This window comes from Pseudoclavibacter soli DSM 23366, from assembly GCF_000423505.1.
GTDB classification, from domain to species: domain Bacteria; phylum Actinomycetota; class Actinomycetes; order Actinomycetales; family Microbacteriaceae; genus Pseudoclavibacter_A; species Pseudoclavibacter_A soli.
This window is the reverse complement of record NZ_AUIC01000006.1, coordinates 49,574-66,485: the sequence shown is the minus strand read 5'-3', so window position 1 is coordinate 66,485 and position 16,912 is coordinate 49,574. Positions and strand designations below refer to the sequence as shown.

The following is a 16,912-nucleotide window of genomic DNA, read 5'->3' as shown; positions in this document are numbered from 1 at the left end:
GACATCGTCGACAGACCTGCGGCCCCGGCCAGGGCAGTCCGGCGGCAGCCGAACTCGGGCGACAGCCTCGGGCGGGCATAGTTAATGTGCTCGCCCCTCCCTCTCGCCCGGCCGAAGGCCGGGCTCGTTCCGGGGCTCGCGCGAGGCGCCGGCGCGTCGTGACCGCTTCCTCACCGCTGGTTCGTCAGCTCGGGGCTGTTCGTCTGTCTGCGCTGACTCGTGTCGTGGTGACGTCACGGGTCGGCTGGTCGGCTTCCCCCGTCTCTCCTTTGTGCCAGGGCTGCTCGCTGGCCGTTCCACGTTCCGTGGCCCGTCCCGGGTTCGTTGCACTCACCCGCGCCACCTCACCTCGTGTGGCGTCGGCGTCGGCGCTGGACGCCGGTACTGTTTCAGCTTCTTGGGTGCTGCGTCGGTGGGGTGGCTTCTGGCCGCTTCACCGCTCCGCAGTGGCGTCTCGGCTACGACACCGACACGCCACAGCCAGCACCAGAAGGGGGGGTGGAGTGCAGGTGCGAGCTCGCAGCGCACATACCCACCAAGACACCCCGCCAAGCACCTGCGCACCGACCCACCGCACGCGGGCGACGCACACCCCGTGACGCACACGGAGCCGAGAGACTCACCCTGCGGGCAGGTGCTCGCCGACGCGGCGAGCCCGGGGCGAAGCCCCCGCGATGCGCCATGCGCAACGCCCACCGGATACCAGACACACTGGGAGCCGGGCGAAGCCGACACAGAAGTCCGACGTACCGGACAGCTGAGGCGGCGCAGCCACGCCCTCACCAGGACAAGTCGACCAAGCACCACAGCAACGACGAACAAGTACCAGTAAACCTGGTACGCCGTGAGGAGACTGACTGTGCAGCTTGGCGCAGGGCGACGTACAACACCGCGAGGGCGTGTGGGGCGTGGGCGCACGGGCCGGTCTGGACTGGGAAACTGCGGGCGCGTGTGCGGCAAGATTCGCATAAGTCTCAGGTATGAAACTCCCCAAAGGATTCCTGCTCACTCGGGCTGGGGCCATCGAGGCCAATCCGACCACCTTCATCATGCGATCGAAGGCATGGGCGAACGCCCGTCCGGACGGCACCACCCTGCTGATCTGGCGCGACGAGTCTGGTGTGCACAACGCTGTTGTCTCGCCAGACGTCTCTGGTGCCTCCGACGCCGCGGTCAAGCTTGCGGTCTCTGTCGCCGCCCATGCCGACACCGCCGACATCGAGCTGCCGCCAACACCGGCGGTCGTGCGAGCCCGCGTGCCACGACGGGTCTCGATTGAGACGCGGGAGACAGTCGCCGGCGCAGACCCTGCCGAGACAGCGCGGGCTCTGGCACTGTCACTTTCCGCTGGGGAGTGGGTGGCGGTCACGACTCGACGCCCCAGCAGACGTGAGAAGAAGTGGTGGCGGGCGTGGCTGACAGGTCAGTTCAACGGCGAACGAACACAGCACCACTCGACTCGTGAGGGCGCTACCGTCATCAGCGTCTATGCCGGGGCGCAGGATCGGCAGTCCGCTGACACCTTGATTCGATCCGTGTTCGCCGCGCTGCCCGGATTCGATGTACCTGTTGAGACGAGCACGCCCACGTTCGCCCATGCCGCGGGTGCTCCCGCTGCTGCGGCTGTGGTGGCAGGCCTACTCGCGTCGGCGCTGTCACGCGTGAGCGCGCTTTCGGCGCTGTCCGTGTTCATGTGGGTGGCTGCGGGCATCGGTGCTGCGGCTACCCTGTTGACACTGGCCGGGAGGCTTCCGTCGGAGGCGCGCGACATCCGCGAGGGTGTCCGCACCGGCATGTTCCGTCCGGCTCGAGCACGGGTACTGCGACCGAGTAAGCCCGTCCGTTCGTATACGGATCGAGAGGGCGTCGTCCACGACGCACAGTATGGCGACTACCCCCTTCCGCGCCGTTCGTTCCTTGTCGGCGCAGACCTCATTGCAGCTCTTGGTGCACCGCAGGCCGGCGCCGTTTCCGGGCAGGATCAGACAGCTGCCCGCGTCGCTCCGGCAGTCGTGTCCGAACCCATCGGTCCGTTGATCGGTACCTCTGATGGGACACCTGTACATCTCTCCGCAGCAGATATGTTCGCAGGCATTGTTGCGCTCGGCTCGGCCGGCACAGGCAAGAGTGTGTTCGTGCACAACGTCTTTGGGTGGACATGTCTGGAGAAGACCTCCCCTGCCTCTCGTCCGGGTTTCCCGGGCGCGAACAACGCACTGATCGCGTTCGAGAACAAAGGTGATGGCGCGGAGCACTACGTCCGCTTCGCCGCGTTTGCCGGGGATCCCGTGTACCGCGTCGAGCTCGCCGATCCCAAGCGTCCAGCGATCGAGTTGTTCCCTCCGCAGATCGGCTCTGTCGAGTTCCGAGCGCGCATGGCTGCGTCGGGTCTGCGCTATGTGTTCGGTGACGACGCCATCCAGGCGCGGAGCTTCGATGCCTTGCGCCGTGTGCTGGCAGCCGCCTTCGTCATCGCCGATGCGCCGGGGCGCTTCACCGAGGGTATCGACGGCATCCCGCATGCGGGCAGCGCATTCCTTTATGCCGCTGCCCTGCTCGGAGAGCGCGGGGACGACATCGCAGTCGCGCTGGCCGGACAGCTGCAGTCTGAAGCGATGCGTGAGAACGCCGACGAGACATCCGATCTCGGTTTCGCCGCCACACAGATCACTCCCCTGTTCTCCGGAGTGACGCCACGCGGACGGGCGGATGTAATGCAGGCGCCACGGAACAAAATCGCGGCGCTGCTGGCCGCCGAGCAGTGGTGGTCAAGACCCGCCCGACTGACTTGGGATCAGGTTCTGGAGCAGCACCTGACCGTGGTGGTCAACACCGGACAGACCAGTGACGGCACACCCGTCGACGATCAACTGACCGAGCAGATGTCTGGGCTGCTCATGTACACGCTCGCCGACGCGATCAAACGTCGCTGCAGCGGCTGGCAGGAGCAGGACCGACACGTGACCATATTCGCCGACGAGCTGAAACTGCTCGCCGGGTCGAGCTCGGACATCATCACCTGGCTGCGAGATCAGGGGCGCTCCTACGGTGTGCAGCCGGTGTTCGCCACTCAGCGCACCGAGCAGCTCGACCAGCAGGTGCGGGAGGCTGTCACAGGCTTCGGCACGGTGCTCGCTTTCTCTCAGGACAATCCGAAGGTCGCTCGTCAGCTGTCCGACGACTTCGGTGCCGACGGGTCAAAGTGGGATCCCGCAGACATCGTGAACCTGCCACCGTATACAGCAATCATTCGCACGAAGGTGTCGAAGACACGGCAACCCGCATTCACCTGTGCACTGGGCAATTATGAGACCGTCTCCGGCATCGTCGACGACTACCGTGAGCTTCAGCACCACTGATGACCAGCGCAGCGCCGGCCGTCGGCGAAAGCGAACACCTCCGACTGGAGCAGATCGGCTCACCAGCAGCTGCGGGCGTGCGAGCTCACGAACGCATCGACCCCTACTTCTCCGACTTCTGGCCGGTCGGTTCGAAGGCAAGCTGGTTGAACATCCATCAGCTGCGCCGCGCCGAAGCCGGCGGTTGGGCGAAGCGTCCATGGTGGCTGGCAGAGCACGAAGAACGTGCCCGTGCCAGACTGACCGGGCCGCGGCTGCCGGAGACGCTGCAGGTGCTCGGAGCGCTGCGATCCTGGCAGAACGTCTCCGCTGAGCAGCTGGCAGCGATCACTGGAATCGACCGGATCGGCACGGGCCGGGCTGCGTTGATGACCGACCTGTTCAATCTGGGATTGGTTGAGATCGGCGTCCACACTGACGCAGCTGCGCGGACGAGCCTGTCGGCCAGATCGAACATCTATCGGCTGACTCGAGACACCGCAGTCGAACGTCTCGTCTGGCCGGTGACCACATACGCTGAGCGGCTGAAGATCACCGGCGGGCTCGACACACGTGCCAGCGGCGCCGGTGGACACGACCGGCATGGTGTACTCGCCACTGAGCTCGGTCTGCGAGCGGCCGAGACACACGCCCTGTCCGCTGTGCTTGGAGAGAACGTCGGCCGAGTGCAGGACATTCTCGGCACCGGATGGAATCGTACATTCACCGCCGATGAGGTCTGGGTGCGCACTGACGGCATGCTCATTGCTCTTGAGCTGACAGCCACACCGACCACTGTCGAGCGCAAGATCGCGCGTTGGGCGCACTTGCTCGCCTCCCGTCCGATGCAGGCGCTGCCATTGACCGTCCTGTTCGTCACTGCAGAGAATCCGAACATCGACGCCAGCGCGTCTCGGAACGTTCGCAAGAAGACCTTTCACGCGGTGCGCACCGGAGTCCGTGATACCCCCGGCCATCCCGGCAACAGGACAGCTGAGCGCATCGGCGTCGTCGACTGGCGCGACTGGTTTCCCGCACCCGGACAGGCGACTGTCTGGTTCCCCGCTCTGTCTGCGTGGTTCGCCACCGGTGCGCCGGCGCAGCCGTGGGAGTCCCGGTCACTGCTCGATCCGTTCGAGTTCGAGGTGGGTGATACGAGCGAGGATGTGCTCGCCCAGCTCGGCGCCCTGTACGCCAACCCGGTGTGGCTGCGCCCCGCCCCAGGGGCCACGATCGATCCGGTCACTCCGGCGCTGGCAGCCGAGTTCGGATATCCCGTCCAAGCGCTTGCGCCTCCACCGGGTCACGGCGCTGTCGGCGGGGGCGGGCTTCCCGAGCGTCTGCGGTGGTGAGCGTGCGCATAGTCCTTCTGCAAGCCACCGCGCACAGGAGGGTGAGACCAAGAAAGGGCAAGACCATGATCGACGAACGAGGAGCCTGGATCCTTCAGGACACTGAGTCCGAGGCGCCATTCCATCCCGACGCACCACAACTGCGGGGTGGGCGCACGCTCGACGACCTGAGCTCTGGCGACCTCGTACTCGATACCGAGGCACGGGTGGTGTTGCGTGTGACAGAAGTCACTGCACAGACCGTCATCACTGAGGATGGGCGCGTGTGGACGAAGAAGACCGGAGCTATCCGGGGCACGTCCGACAGCGGTGCGCATATCTCTGCACTCACTGACGAGCAGAGCCGTCGGTTCCTGCACTGGAGCCGGCTGCAGCGCGTCCGGCGACAGCTGACCGATGTGATCGCAGCGATCGATGCAATCACCCCCGACGATGAAGTCGCCGACCTCGCCGTCGAACTGAACGCGCCTCTGGAGCGGGCTTCGGAGCTGCTCGAAACGATCGGCTGAGATCCTCCCGCATAGGAACCAACATGGAAACACAGACAGATTTCACCGAACTGACCGTCGGCGCTGAGGTGCTGCTCGTCAGCGAACGAGTGCTCGGCGACCATATCAGCAGGGCGCGAGTCGAACGCCTGACCCCAAAACAGGTGATCGCGTCGCACCGCGGTTACACGGATCGATATTGGCGAACCGACGGCTCCCTCGTGGGCGCTCGCACACACGAAGACGGCTGGACACGCCCAGATCATCTGGAGGCGTGGGACGCCTCAAGGATCACTGACGAGGACGGTCGTTGAGACGGGCCGGCCTCGGCCTCTGGCCGTGGTATCCGACGACACTCATTGAACGCGCCGCCATCTGGGTCGGTCCCGTGGCCGTACTGATGACCGCTGCGATTGCGCCGGCCCGTGTGAGCGCACTGGTTCTTGCCGGTGCCGCACTCATCCTCCATGTCGGCGCGATCGTGGCGCTGCGTCCCGCACCGGCGGAACACTTCGCAAGGCTGCGGCGTCGCATTCAGCGCCGGACGGTGCTCGAAGCCGTCTGGTGGCTGGAGGGCATCTCCGGTGAGAGTCACCTAGACACCTACGAGGCGCTTCAGGAGGCTGGGTTCGTTGCCGCCGTGGCCGGTCGCCGAAGTGCCTCGGACGAGTTTCGTCTCGGTGAGCAGGTCTGGAGATTCACACACGTGCGCCAGACAGGGTGGACTCTGGAACGCCTCACCGCCAATGGATGGTCGTTTGTGCTGACCTCAGGCACGACCCCCGGCGGCGCTTGAACTGCCCTGGGCAAGCCGGATAAGGAATTCGGCGTACGGTGCCGTCCGTCCCGTTCTGAAAAGCTCTGCCACAGCAGCCACGTATTCCTGCTCGGCGCGTGCCGGGATCAGAATCGCGTCATAGCCGCGAGATAGGAGATACCCGTTCATCATGACTCGTGCCGTTCGCTTGTTCCCGTCGAGGAAAGGCTGCGTATACGTCGAAGCCGCGGCAAAAGTCGCAGCTCGGACAAGCGGGTTCGGGATCTCGGAAACCCGTTTGAACACTCGTTGGTAGGCGCGGCTCGCCTGCGCCTCGGAAACGGCAGTGAAGACATCCCCCTGAACGTTCACTGTCCCCGACGAGTGTACGTTGCCGGTTCCACGAATGACCCCGGGTTCGATGGAATCCGCTCTGGCGATGGCGCGATTCAGCTCGCAGGCATGTGCGGCATCCAACCGAAAGGCTCGGTTACGTACATCCGAGATCATCAGGTCGACACCTTCGGACAAGGCGATGACCTGCTCGGTCTCCTGAGCGGTCTTGCCTGCCGGCGTGATGTTGTCGTGGAGCAGAGTCTGAATCTGCGGCAGGGTATACGTGTTCTTTTCGAATGTGAGCTCGTTGAATACGAGGCTCGTCTTCTGATGTTGGAGACGCCAGATCGCACGGTCCACTGTGCCTGGACGTATGCGGTCTGCGATCCGCTGGACCTCGGCGCTGATGGAGAGGTCCGGTTCCACCGCAGAGTAGGAACGTCCTCCGAGGCTGACCTCTGCAGGTCGCGCACCATGAACCGGTCTGCCGACTGGCAGGCCATGTGGGCCGTACTGGTTTGACCCACGCCCTCCACCGGTAATCCCCATCAGTCGACCTCCTCGTACCCGTTCCAGCACAGCCGAGCGAACACCTGTGCACATGGGTGCTCCTGCCACGCGTAGACATCGTCGATGCGGACTAAAACGACGTCGTAGCCTGCGGCCAGTAGGTCGTGATCAAGATCAATGATCACTTTGGACGGGAGCGTCCCGGAGACAGCCTCCTTGACCGCCTGCTCAATTCTGTCTGAAACCCAGTTAGGATCCGGTGTGCCCGCCGCTGCTCCCCCATGTTTGAGCTCGAGCACCTGCTTCGCCCATCGACGACGCAGGCTGACGATATGCAGAAATTCGTCGACGTCTCGCCCCTCCACCGTGATTCCCCCGACCATCGTCCAGATTTCGACGCGTGGTCCTCGGATGCCGTCGAGCATGGCCAGCAGCCCGAGCTGCCCATCAGTGAACCGGTTCGCACGGAACCAAGCGCGCTGTGTGCCACGTCGGGTGATTTTCTTCAGAGCGGCCATGCCGGTATTCTCGCACGTCTGGGTCATCTGAACCCTCCCTCCCGGTAGCGTTGTGCGCGGGAGGTTATTCGTTCAGGCGGACGAACGATCGCTCGTCGGTGCCGCTGTCCCAGATCCAGAGGTTTCCTGCGGCGTCACCGTCTCGTCCGAGACTGACCGTTGCGCCGCCCGTTGGCGAAGCCTCCGCGTAGTCGGCTATGTGATAGTGCCCGTGCACCCAGATACGAGGACGCACCTGCTCCACGAGGGTCTGCAGCGCACCCTGTTGTGTGCTGGCGTAGGCGAGGTCGTCGGCAGTGAACCTGTACGGGTTGCCTGCGATCTGGGCTGCGACGCCTGGCGCGTGCGCGAGGAAGACGTCATGGGTGACCAGCACGTCGAACTCACCTGTCTGGCCTAGAGCTCGGTGGTATTCCTCCGGCTGAATGACTTCTTGCGGCCACCAGTCACGGAAGACCCGATGACGGTAGGCGCAGTCGATACTTGGCGCACCGCCGACGGACAGAACCCGGATGCCGCCGTGCTCGACGACGTCACCGGGCCGAATCAGCCGTATGTGTGGTGTGACAGCGAACTCGCGGTCGCTCAGATTCTGGTAAATCCAGCCCCAGTCCTCGTGATTGCCCGGTGTGATGTACAAGGTGATGTCGCTGCCGGCCAAGATCGGCTCCAGCAGTTCCGGTAATACCAAATCGCCGATGCCTGACGAGCGGAACAGCCCGAAGTCTCCGACATGGTGAATGACCTGTGCACCGGCCGCGATTAGCGCCTGTGTGGCTGCGATAGCCCATTGCCGGTTGCCGTGCCAGTCCCCTGCGAATCCGATCCTCATATGTTCCTCCACTGCATTCCTATGCGGGGTGCACGCATAGTCCTGTGGCACACGAGAGTTGAGGAATCCCAGATGACGCTGAACAACGCAGCCCAGATCAACGCCCAAGTCGAGAAGTTCCATGACACTGCGCGCCGCAAGCGCGTCGAGGCATTCGCGGACGAGTACCGACTGGCGCAACGCCACGCCGAAGCCCATGGCGTTGAACTGGTGAAGCAGGTCTCTTCCGCACCGGACGGCGAACACATGCTGGTTTCGGCCAGCGCCACGGACAGCCCAGTGGTGGTGACGGCGGACATCCCCCTATCGGCGATCGCCGACGGCAGTTACCGCAAGGGGCAGGTCGGCGCACTCGTCCAACGTGCGATCAGCCGTGTGGAGCTGGTGGCTCTACTCGAGGAATCACTAGCTCGGGACTGAGCCCGGCCGGCGCTCCGTCAGCGTCTTCTCACTATCGCATCACTGCACCAAATAGGAAGTGACGAGATAGTGACGCTCACGCGACCGATCGCAGGTCCTCAGTGTCCCGCTGCTTCCGCGGGCGCCCGGCTGGCGAGTTCGCCGGTATTCCAGCGCCGACACGCAACCGTCTGACCGTCTCCCGACTCAGATCGGTCTGGCGGGCGATACTCATGTCAGTGAGCCCCGCGTTCGCCAAGGTGAGTACCTGCGCGACGTCCTCGGGGCTGGGGGTGCGTTTTTTATGCCGCACTGGAGTGATGCCAGCCTCGTGCAGATGCCGGTAGACGGTTGTCGACGAACAACCGACCTGTTCTGCAATTTCTATCGCAGTGTGTTTCCCGGCCAATTCCAGAATCTTCTTGTGCAGAAGTTCCGACTCGTCCTGTGGGAGCCGACCACCTTTCGGAGAGGGGTGCCGCCGCGCACGCTCCAGATTCACGACGTACGCCGTTGCAAGTCCTTCCAGAAGATGGTGGACCTGAACCGGAGCCCCCTGCTCGAGCGAACGCCTGTCGGCCTCCTTTTCAAGGAGGGCATAGACCTTCGGCGGCAGGCGGAGCCCGAGAACCGGGACTCCCGATGATCGTGCGCCGTTCATAGCTGAACCGCCAGAGCGCCCCAACCGGGCAGGCGAGGGCCATCAACATGCCTGTTCCACGGCTGGTCGAAGAGGACTCCGAACCCCCCAGTAGCCCAGGTGCGAGAGACCTGGTCAGGTGAGTCGTCGATGAGGATCGGCCAACCGATCTTCCGCTGTTGAAGCACTAAGGGCAGGTCGATGCCGTTCTCGCGCATCCACGCGCGTGTCTGGTCCTCGACCTCTGCGTGGCGGGCTGTGACCAACGTCACCGGGGCGATCTCTCGCAGCCGCGCCAGCCCCTCCATAGCACCGTCGATGAGCGGCAGTGTCGCGAACAGCCCCTGTCGCCCCACCTCACGGATGAGTTCTGCCTCTTCAACGCGGTCGCGCACCCAACCGGAGGCGCTGAGACTGTAGCTGTTCGGACTGTCGTCACTTTCGCGTCCGAGCAGCTGGCGCAGCGCGGGGGTCAGGTCCGCCAGCACACCGTCAATGTCGACCCCGATTTGCAGCGCAGTCATCAGTAACCGATCTCGCGCTGGAGCTGCCGGGTCAGCACGGCAGACACTGGGGTCTCCCCGTCCTCGTCGGAATCGAAGAGGCGGAGCCCGTCACGTGTGATGTGCAGTCGACCCGACTCGTCCCATGTCGCAGTGGACTCGTCGACGTACAGGGTGAATCCTGACCGCTCTCCCCCACTGGTGAGCCACGCGAGAACGTCAGGTTCAGCGGAGAAGTCGTGCTTCAGCGATCCGACGAACGTTCGTCCGTCTTCGACACTGACGCTCACGCGGTAGCTTGGTGTCTCGGTGCGCTTGATGTTCAGATCACCAATGACCTCGGCGAACTTCTCCCCAGAGTCAAGCTCGAACGCGATCGCTCGCAGGCAGTCGTAGTTGAGCGGCACACGCACACTGAACTCGACCGCCGCCTCGACTTCACCCCAGTGCTCCTGCGCGACGTGGTCTCGCAGATACGTTCGGGTTTCCGCCTGGTCAGGGTAAGAGAACCGCACATGGTAGTGGAAGCGGCCGGGACGGTTGAGGATGAATGCGCTCGTCTCGCGCAGGTCGTTGACAGTGATGGCGTACATGCGCCGCGCCCCGCTGAGGCCGTCGAACAGGCTCAACAGCTCGTGCTGGGGGTTTCGGTCATCGGTCTCAGCGAAGACCTTCTCGAACTCGTCGAAGATGACGAGAGACTCCCCCTCAATGGTGTCGATGAAGGCTGCCAGTCCGGGGTAGGCGTGGTCCACGACGATGACCGGTGTTCCGCTTGCATGAAAGGCGTCTGCGAGCATGCGCACAAACAGGCTCTTCCCCATGCCCTTGCTCCCAGAGAGGATCAGTCCGAGACTGCGTGTACTGCGTCGCCAGCCGCGCAACACACGATCTAGACGGACGCCATGGTCACCATAGACAGGCTCGGCCGCCGCCGTGACATCGGGAATTCTGGTGAGGAAAAACCCCTGCATGGAGGCGAACCCCACCCGGTAGGTTCCGCCGGGCAGACGGTCGTGCGTGGCGACCCCGTCGTCGAAGATGCTGTAGGTACCGCCGGTGCTGATTATGCTCATGAGACTGTCTATGCGCGGAGCAGCAAAGACGGCCTCAGCGTTCGACGCGATAGTTCAGAATCAGACGGTGTTCATCCAGCAGCGCGAGCGCAGCATCGCGCGCTGCCTCATAGGTGTCCGCTTCGCCGATGGCTTCGTCCACATCGCTCGAGCGCGGATCATTGGCAAGGTCCGCTGGCCTCGGGATGTGTCGGATGTGCACGCGCATGGCACCAATCGTACCGCCGCGCCGGTCAGGCCGCTGCCTTGTCCGCCCGTGCGCGCGCAGAGTTGATGGGAAGACCGTTCTTCCGCCGCCACACACTGATCGCAGCTCTCCCCATCCCGATCTTCTCAGCGATCTGGCGGTCGGTGAGCCCCTCAGCATGCAGACGCCGACGGGCAGCATCTCCGGACCGTTGCGATGGGTTGGGCGAGAGCCCGTGTGTACGACGCCATGCTCCCACCGTGCTGTATGGTGCGTTCATCGCGATGGCAATCTCATGGTCGGTGAGCCCCTCGGCGTGAAGGCGGAGGAACTGCTCCACCTGTGTCTGGTCTGGTCCGGCGCTGCGGCGTGGCGGAACCGGGGAAACATACTCTCGTGCAGCGCTCGCAGTCTGGTCGGCAAGCTCTTCGAGAAGGTGATGGATCTGACACCCACGAGAGTCAGCCAACTGCTCCAGAATCAGATAAGTGTTTCGACTCAGCCGCGTCACCACATTGACGTGCCCGCTCATGATGGGTCCTCCCCTTTTTGCAGTCCAGAGTTTTGGGCGAGCAGGTCCTCAAGTCCGAGGTCTGCGATGACATTGTCCAGATCACGCCCATACTCGGGCTCGGCGTCAGCGACGCTGCGTCGGGCAGAGAGCTCAAAGGCATCAGCCTTCTCATCTGCTCGCAGCAGTCGATTGTATTCAGCAACCGAGATGATCACCGCCGCGGGCTCATAATTCGCTGGCTTGATCTCCGAGGCATCCAACGGCTCGCCGATGTAGACCGGACGATCTGTGCCATGCCGCATGAGTTGAGTGATGGCATTCAGATTCGCAGAGGCCTGTTCGGGGCTGAATACGAAGTTGGGGCTGTCAGGCACATTCTTGTTCATGGTTCCCCTCCGTGTCGGCTGCTGTGCTGGCTCTGGATGCCAACCGATCGTAGGCCGCTTTGAAGCGCTTGTCGGGAACGAGGAATGCGCTCGCGGTGGAATTGACCAGCTCAACCACTCGCTCCCAGTCGTACTCACCGATGTCGATGCCGTCGAGTTCCCACTCGTCACCTGCACTTCCGTATGCACTCAGGCGCCTCGCGATGATGCTGTACGCCACAGTGGTCAGATCAGCGGAAGCCTCGCTGGGCGCACTGTCGTGCTCAGAGCCCTCCTCATCGGCCTCGGAGCCAAAGGTCTGATCCACCCATTCGCTCAGACGAGAGGCGAAGTCGTCTGCCTCCCAGCTCTGACCGGCGAGCTCGTCAGCGAATGCTCGAAGTATGTAGGCGGACACACCGTCGTCAACGGATTCCGGAAGGCTGCGACTGTCGTCGTACCCCCGCGCAATTTCCAGCCCGAACTCCCCGATGGCCTCCCTGATGTACTGCTGCAGGTTGCGGAAGACGCCGTCGTCGAGCTCACGGCCCATGTACTGGTCCGTTCCAGCCATGGAGAGAATCTTCTGAAGCTCGTCCGCTCCCTCGTGGGATCGGAGCCATGCTTGGGCGCGCCCGACGATATCGATCAGCTCGTCATTGCGGGCGAGTGCTGCATCTCGTTCAGAGGTGAGTACGTGCACGCTGGCGCGCAAGCGAGATGCTTCTGCACCCAAAATGTCCAGGGCGTCCGGGACCTCGACGAAACCGTCGGTTTCTCCGACCGGTTCGAGATGCGCGCTTACCGGCGTCGGCTGGTCGGCCGTGATTTCTTCGCTCATACGATTACCTATGCGGGGTGCCCCCGTTGAAACGGCGGGCTACTCACCCAGCTGCGCTGCCCTCAGCTAGACGTTCGGCCTCTCGAATGAGCCGGAATGCGACCTGCTCTGTTCGACGGTTCAAGTGACTCAGGAGCAGATCGACGCGTCTGCGTACGTAATGATTTTGTGCTGGTGAGCAGTCCAGCACCATCTGCCGGAGCTGCAGATCCGTGTTCCAGAATGATCTCGGGCGGAGCCCGTTGCGTGGATACTCGACCTGACCATCTTCCCATGCCTGTTCGTCCGCATCTACGACGCTGGGGTCGAAGACAGTGCACCCCGGGCAATAGTCTTTACCGTCGAATCGCTGCAGCCACTGTTCGTTCGACCCACGGATCTCCGACGGATCCTCCATGGCGGTGAAACCGTCAAAGGACTCCATGCGTTCGCCACACGAGTCACAGACCACCTCGGTACCAACCCACTGCCGCTCACTCATTGGTCGCCTCCAGCCACCCCCGGATAAACTCGTCGTAGTCCACAATCCAGTGATCCGTCTCATGCAGTGCCTCGAATTGCGTAATCGACCCATCCGGCTCGGCGGGGAAAATCGCCGTATCGCCGAGGCGGCCAAGTGACACGACGAAGAATGTCGTATCCCGAGCAACCCAGCGATCTTCGAGTACAAGGTATTCTCGCCACGGCACAGGCTGATCAAGCTGGTACAGTCGCCTCCCGCTCATACGCTCTTCGACCAACGTGTAGTCACTCATTGCTTGCCTCGCTTTCAATCTGGGCGGCGTGGTCTCTGGCATATCCCTGTGCGGCCAGAATGCCGTCATACTTGCCGCGCCGATATTCAGTGACATTGATGCCAAGCCCAATTTCGGGCTTCTGACATTCCAGATACCCAGCGAACTCCCGCAGCGTCTCGGCTTTCACACGCGCCAACCAGCAGTCGAACTCGGCAGCCGAACACTGACCATCTGGCGTAAGAAATAGGTCGCCCTCGTAGCACTCGGTGTAGTTCTCTTGCCTCGCAAATTGCGCACGCACATACTCGGTGGTGATTTCCTCGGTCATATCGTGCTCCTTTATCGTTCCAGTTGCTGGGGCGCTGCCTGCCTACAGCAGCACCTGTGCGCGGACGCCTCAGCTCGGCGATGCGCTTTCTGAAAGCCTGCAGAGGATCTCCTGAGCTCGAGCTATCTCACCTGCGGTGCAATGGGTCTTCCTACGGATCCGCTCAGCCACTAATTCCAGGGCGTGGGAGTCTCGCGCGCGCTGATCCCGTTCCGCACATTCAAGGAGCAATGATTCAGCCCGCTCTTCCCCGCGTGGGTGAGCAATAAGGGGTGAAATCGAGCCACTGCTTCCGACGCGGATGCCTGTCCGGCGAGCGAACCGGTTGCCATCCTCGGTCACCACTTGGCTCTTTGTGACGCGCTCTACGGTTTGCACCACCGCACTCGGACTGCGCGAGTAATATGCCGTGACGATTACCTGATCGCCGGGCTGCGTCTGTTCTAAGTTGCTCATGGGTTCTCCTCATTTCGTTGCCGTCATGAACACCTGTGCGCGGGAGGCTATTTTCTTCGGAAGAGAGGCTCAGTCCTGCTCGTATGGATTCTGCGTCTGCTCGCCCCAGCCGGGAGAGAGCGCCTCGGTACGGCCGTATTCGACACCGTCGTCGTGCGCTCGCTGCCAGATCGCAGCGAGCTGCTCAGTCGAGAGCGCCCGAGCCTCGAGCGTGGCGACACGGTGGCGCAGACTGTCGAGTTCTTCTTGCTGCTGTCGTGCACGGCGCTGCTCGGAGCTTTCGACGTACCGACGATATACCGTGTCTTCGATGTCTCGGGCTGCGGCCTGTTCAGCTGGCGACATCGCGCTCAGGCGCGCACGCTGCAGGCTGATGCGTGTGCGCCTGAATGCTTCTTCGGCCAGACCCCAGTCGATATCTTCATCAGGCTGCACCCATGGGCCCAAGAGAAGCTTGGAGCGCAGTCGGTAGTACGGATCGTCGAGCTCCCCGTAGCGCGTCAGGCGACCATAGCGAATGCCGAGTCGAATCGAGCGCGCGTGAAACGGTCGGATTCTGATTCGGCGACGCTTATGGCTTCGTGGTTGTGCGGGCATGGTGTGTCATCGCTTTCCGGAGAGAGTCATTCGAGGGTCTCGACGATCCTGGCTGACGGATGCGCACGTCGTAGATCAGCTGCAACCTGCTGGATGGCTTCGTCGTTGTGCGCCGAGACGTCGACGTGTTCGAGCACTGTGTCATCTGGCGCAACGGCACTGACGAACGTGGTGCGCAGCGGCGCATCAGGATCGAGGATCGGGTTCATGAGCGGGTGTCCTTTCGTTCTGGCTCTGGCTCTGTGTCGTCGAAGCCGTTGATGGGCCTAGCGAACTCGAGTAGCTTTGGCGCATCACGCATGAGCGGGTACACGCCGTAGCCGCGATCGCGGGCGCGCACGAGACGCCGGTACACCGCATCCGGGTTGCTGGCATACAGCCCCGAATTCGGCAACGGGTTCAATTCGATGATCACCGGCTTGTTGTCAGTTGTGGTGGCGACGTCGATGACGAGTGTGCCGCCATGAGCCGCGGCAATCGGCGCAGCGAAACGCAGGTAGCGTTCGACCACGGTGCTGTCTATGTGCAGTCCTTCGCTGCGCTGCCCCGTGACCGCGTTGCCGCGGTGCCGCCGCAGACGTATATCGAAGCGGTCATCTGGATCAGCACGGTCATATGGCGTGAACTCTTCGATGCAACCGGCACCGGAGACGATCTTGCCGTCGACGACGAACAGTCGGTATTCGTCGACCATGGGAATCCAGTCTTGAACGAGCAGCGTGTGTCGTCGCCCGGCAATACGGATGAACACCCAGCCGAAATTCTCGTCGTACGCGAGCAGTCGCTCGTGAATCTCCGGCGCAGTGATGTCAGTGCGCAGGTCGATGCGGATGATGCCGGTCTTGCGTCCGACGAGCTTCACCACAAGAGCCTGCACGCCGGCTTTCGCACGCTGCAGCGCCAGTTCGACGACGTCTTCGTCGGTGGGCAGCTCTCCTGGCTCATCGCCGTAGCCGGCCAGACGCATCCAGCGGCCGCCGTGGTCGATGAGCATCTGGTGCATCACCAGCGGATCACTGCCGTGTCGGTTCTCTTCAGCGCTGAGCACCGGGCCGAGCCGCTCGGACAACTCGTAGTCGTTCCAGTCCGGATGCTCAGCATTTGGCGGCACGACGGTGAACTCGGCACCGACATGGTCAGCTGCGCGGATCGCAGCTGCAGTGCGAGCGAGGTTCTCCCAGAAGTCTTCGACGTCTGCGTCTGAGCTGACAGGAGATGCGACTGTGAGATCGGCGATCTCCGGGGCGCGCTCGGCGACCAGGGCAAGATCACGCGCGGCCTGTTCGCGCAGGCGAGCGTCCCAGCGTGACTGCAGACCGGGGAAGCCGCCGGCGAGCTGTGTGAGTTGCCCGCCGCTGAAACGGACGTGCTCGGACAGTTGCTCAGCCATGGTAGCGGCCTCCTTGTTCTCGTCTGATGTCAGCACGCACTTGTCGTCGATCTCTCTTGTGCGCGGCACGCTTCGAGATGGACATATCCGGGCAGTCATACCCTGCAGGACTGGAACAGTATGGGCACCAGGACTGCTGCGCGCGTTTCGCCCGATCCGGCCGCTTAGACATGTTGCTGTTGTGCAGCGCGGGAAAGTGCGCGCTCGCGCTCGGCGTTGCTGAGTCTGGGGAACAGACGGCGGTATCGGACGAGCTGCTCGCGTTCGATGGCGATGCGTTCGGCATGGACGAGCCGCTTTGGGGTGACGCGCACTTTTCTAAACGCAGTGATCGTGCGATCGAAGGTGTGGAGCACCTGAGGCCCGCCGGAGACCCATGAGCGCAGAAACGGCTCCCACGCAGCGCTGTAGATCGCCACCGGCGAGTACAGCGCTTCGAGCGACTGGGGCACACCCTTGGTGGCCTGCCCGAGGAAGCCCTTCAGCCCGATGACGGTGACGTCTGTGCTGTCGGTGATCTGCTGCGTTGGGTGAGCCTGCTCGCGTACGACGACATAGAGATCCAGATCGCTGCCGGGATGAGCCAGACCATAGAGATGCGAGCCATGCACTGTGGCGAGCACGATGTCGCTGGCATCGACGTGCGCGAGCTCGGCGAAGTCTCGCTTGCTCAGCGCAGGTGGTGCAGGGTACATGGCTCGCGTCTCTCTTTCTTCAGCTGACTGACTTTGTGCGCGGAGGAGGCTCC

At 63.1% G+C, this 16,912-nt stretch carries 23 protein-coding genes; 6 read left to right on the top strand and 17 right to left on the bottom strand.

What is annotated here, in order from left to right; translation table 11 throughout:
* Window positions 1–980 precede the first annotated feature (980 nt).
* From G557_RS12175 to G557_RS0106610, 5 genes are all read left to right on the top strand, one after another.
* Complete coding sequence (locus G557_RS12175) at window positions 981–3,359, top strand: type IV secretory system conjugative DNA transfer family protein (RefSeq protein ID WP_051224782.1); 2,379 nt, start codon at window positions 981–983, stop codon at window positions 3,357–3,359.
* Entirely contained in the window at window positions 3,359–4,690 is a 1,332-nt protein-coding gene (locus tag G557_RS0106625; RefSeq protein WP_028245430.1) for a hypothetical protein, read from the top strand. Before G557_RS12175 ends, G557_RS0106625 begins: the two co-directional genes overlap by 1 nt.
* A gap of 65 nt (window positions 4,691–4,755) precedes the next feature.
* Window positions 4,756–5,199: a hypothetical protein gene (locus G557_RS0106620; RefSeq protein WP_028245429.1), complete on the top strand. Its 444-nt coding sequence runs from the start codon at window positions 4,756–4,758 to the stop codon at window positions 5,197–5,199.
* 23 nt (window positions 5,200–5,222) lie between these two features.
* Window positions 5,223–5,492: a hypothetical protein gene (locus tag G557_RS12170; protein WP_036961716.1), complete on the top strand. Its 270-nt coding sequence runs from the start codon at window positions 5,223–5,225 to the stop codon at window positions 5,490–5,492.
* Entirely contained in the window at window positions 5,489–5,974 is a 486-nt protein-coding gene (locus G557_RS0106610; RefSeq protein ID WP_028245428.1) for a hypothetical protein, read from the top strand. The genes G557_RS12170 and G557_RS0106610 overlap by 4 nt, the downstream gene beginning before the upstream one ends.
* Here G557_RS0106610 and G557_RS0106605 read toward each other — a convergent pair.
* From G557_RS0106605 to G557_RS0106595, 3 genes are all read right to left on the bottom strand, one after another.
* On the bottom strand, window positions 5,948–6,697 hold the full coding sequence (locus tag G557_RS0106605) for a Fic family protein (RefSeq protein WP_028245427.1): 750 nt from the start codon (window positions 6,695–6,697) through the stop codon (window positions 5,948–5,950). The two genes, G557_RS0106610 and G557_RS0106605, sit on opposite strands and share 27 nt — an antisense overlap.
* Before the next feature lie 122 nt (window positions 6,698–6,819).
* Window positions 6,820–7,299 carry a hypothetical protein gene (locus G557_RS0106600; protein WP_028245426.1) on the bottom strand — a complete coding sequence of 160 codons (480 nt, stop codon included), beginning with the start codon at window positions 7,297–7,299 and terminating at the stop codon, window positions 6,820–6,822.
* Window positions 7,300–7,363: 64 nt separating this feature from the next.
* Complete coding sequence (locus tag G557_RS0106595; RefSeq protein WP_028245425.1) at window positions 7,364–8,131, bottom strand: metallophosphoesterase family protein; 768 nt, start codon at window positions 8,129–8,131, stop codon at window positions 7,364–7,366.
* A 72-nt stretch (window positions 8,132–8,203) separates the two neighbouring features.
* On the opposite strand from G557_RS0106595, the gene G557_RS14115 reads away from it, so the two are divergent.
* Complete coding sequence (locus G557_RS14115; RefSeq protein WP_028245424.1) at window positions 8,204–8,551, top strand: hypothetical protein; 348 nt, start codon at window positions 8,204–8,206, stop codon at window positions 8,549–8,551.
* A gap of 76 nt (window positions 8,552–8,627) precedes the next feature.
* On the opposite strand, the gene G557_RS0106585 is transcribed toward G557_RS14115, so the two are convergent.
* The 14 genes from G557_RS0106585 to G557_RS0106520 all read right to left on the bottom strand — a co-directional run bounded on the left by G557_RS0106585 (window position 8,628) and on the right by G557_RS0106520 (window position 16,859).
* Window positions 8,628–9,191 (bottom strand): helix-turn-helix domain-containing protein, encoded by a 564-nt coding sequence (locus G557_RS0106585; protein ID WP_028245423.1) that lies wholly within the window; start codon window positions 9,189–9,191, stop codon window positions 8,628–8,630.
* Entirely contained in the window at window positions 9,188–9,694 is a 507-nt protein-coding gene (locus G557_RS0106580) for a 5' nucleotidase, NT5C type (protein WP_028245422.1), read from the bottom strand. The genes G557_RS0106585 and G557_RS0106580 overlap by 4 nt, the downstream gene beginning before the upstream one ends.
* Window positions 9,694–10,749 (bottom strand): ATP-binding protein, encoded by a 1,056-nt coding sequence (locus tag G557_RS12165; protein ID WP_028245421.1) that lies wholly within the window; start codon window positions 10,747–10,749, stop codon window positions 9,694–9,696. The genes G557_RS0106580 and G557_RS12165 overlap by 1 nt, the downstream gene beginning before the upstream one ends.
* 34 nt (window positions 10,750–10,783) lie before the next feature.
* Complete coding sequence (locus tag G557_RS13955; protein WP_156877108.1) at window positions 10,784–10,957, bottom strand: hypothetical protein; 174 nt, start codon at window positions 10,955–10,957, stop codon at window positions 10,784–10,786.
* Between the two features lie 25 nt (window positions 10,958–10,982).
* Window positions 10,983–11,468, bottom strand: coding sequence for a helix-turn-helix domain-containing protein (locus G557_RS0106565; RefSeq protein ID WP_028245420.1), 486 nt, complete (start codon window positions 11,466–11,468; stop codon window positions 10,983–10,985).
* A complete protein-coding gene (locus tag G557_RS0106560) occupies window positions 11,465–11,836 on the bottom strand; it encodes a hypothetical protein (protein WP_156877107.1) in 372 nt (123 codons plus the stop codon). Before G557_RS0106560 ends, G557_RS0106565 begins: the two co-directional genes overlap by 4 nt.
* Entirely contained in the window at window positions 11,817–12,656 is an 840-nt protein-coding gene (locus G557_RS0106555) for a hypothetical protein (RefSeq protein WP_028245418.1), read from the bottom strand. The genes G557_RS0106560 and G557_RS0106555 overlap by 20 nt, the downstream gene beginning before the upstream one ends.
* Window positions 12,657–12,699: 43 nt before the next feature.
* Entirely contained in the window at window positions 12,700–13,080 is a 381-nt protein-coding gene (locus G557_RS0106550) for a hypothetical protein (RefSeq protein WP_156877106.1), read from the bottom strand.
* Between the two features lie 49 nt (window positions 13,081–13,129).
* Window positions 13,130–13,411, bottom strand: a complete 282-nt coding sequence (locus G557_RS0106545) for a hypothetical protein (RefSeq protein ID WP_028245416.1) — start codon at window positions 13,409–13,411, stop codon at window positions 13,130–13,132.
* Window positions 13,404–13,721 carry a hypothetical protein gene (locus G557_RS0106540; RefSeq protein ID WP_028245415.1) on the bottom strand — a complete coding sequence of 106 codons (318 nt, stop codon included), beginning with the start codon at window positions 13,719–13,721 and terminating at the stop codon, window positions 13,404–13,406. Before G557_RS0106540 ends, G557_RS0106545 begins: the two co-directional genes overlap by 8 nt.
* A 525-nt stretch (window positions 13,722–14,246) precedes the next feature.
* On the bottom strand, window positions 14,247–14,774 hold the full coding sequence (locus G557_RS0106535) for a hypothetical protein (RefSeq protein WP_028245414.1): 528 nt from the start codon (window positions 14,772–14,774) through the stop codon (window positions 14,247–14,249).
* A gap of 26 nt (window positions 14,775–14,800) precedes the next feature.
* Entirely contained in the window at window positions 14,801–14,983 is a 183-nt protein-coding gene (locus G557_RS0106530) for a hypothetical protein (RefSeq protein ID WP_028245413.1), read from the bottom strand.
* Window positions 14,980–16,164: an ATP-grasp domain-containing protein gene (locus tag G557_RS0106525; protein ID WP_156877105.1), complete on the bottom strand. Its 1,185-nt coding sequence runs from the start codon at window positions 16,162–16,164 to the stop codon at window positions 14,980–14,982. The genes G557_RS0106530 and G557_RS0106525 overlap by 4 nt, the downstream gene beginning before the upstream one ends.
* A 164-nt stretch (window positions 16,165–16,328) precedes the next feature.
* On the bottom strand, window positions 16,329–16,859 hold the full coding sequence (locus G557_RS0106520) for a DNA polymerase beta superfamily protein (RefSeq protein ID WP_028245411.1): 531 nt from the start codon (window positions 16,857–16,859) through the stop codon (window positions 16,329–16,331).
* Between the last annotated feature and the right edge of the window lie 53 nt (window positions 16,860–16,912).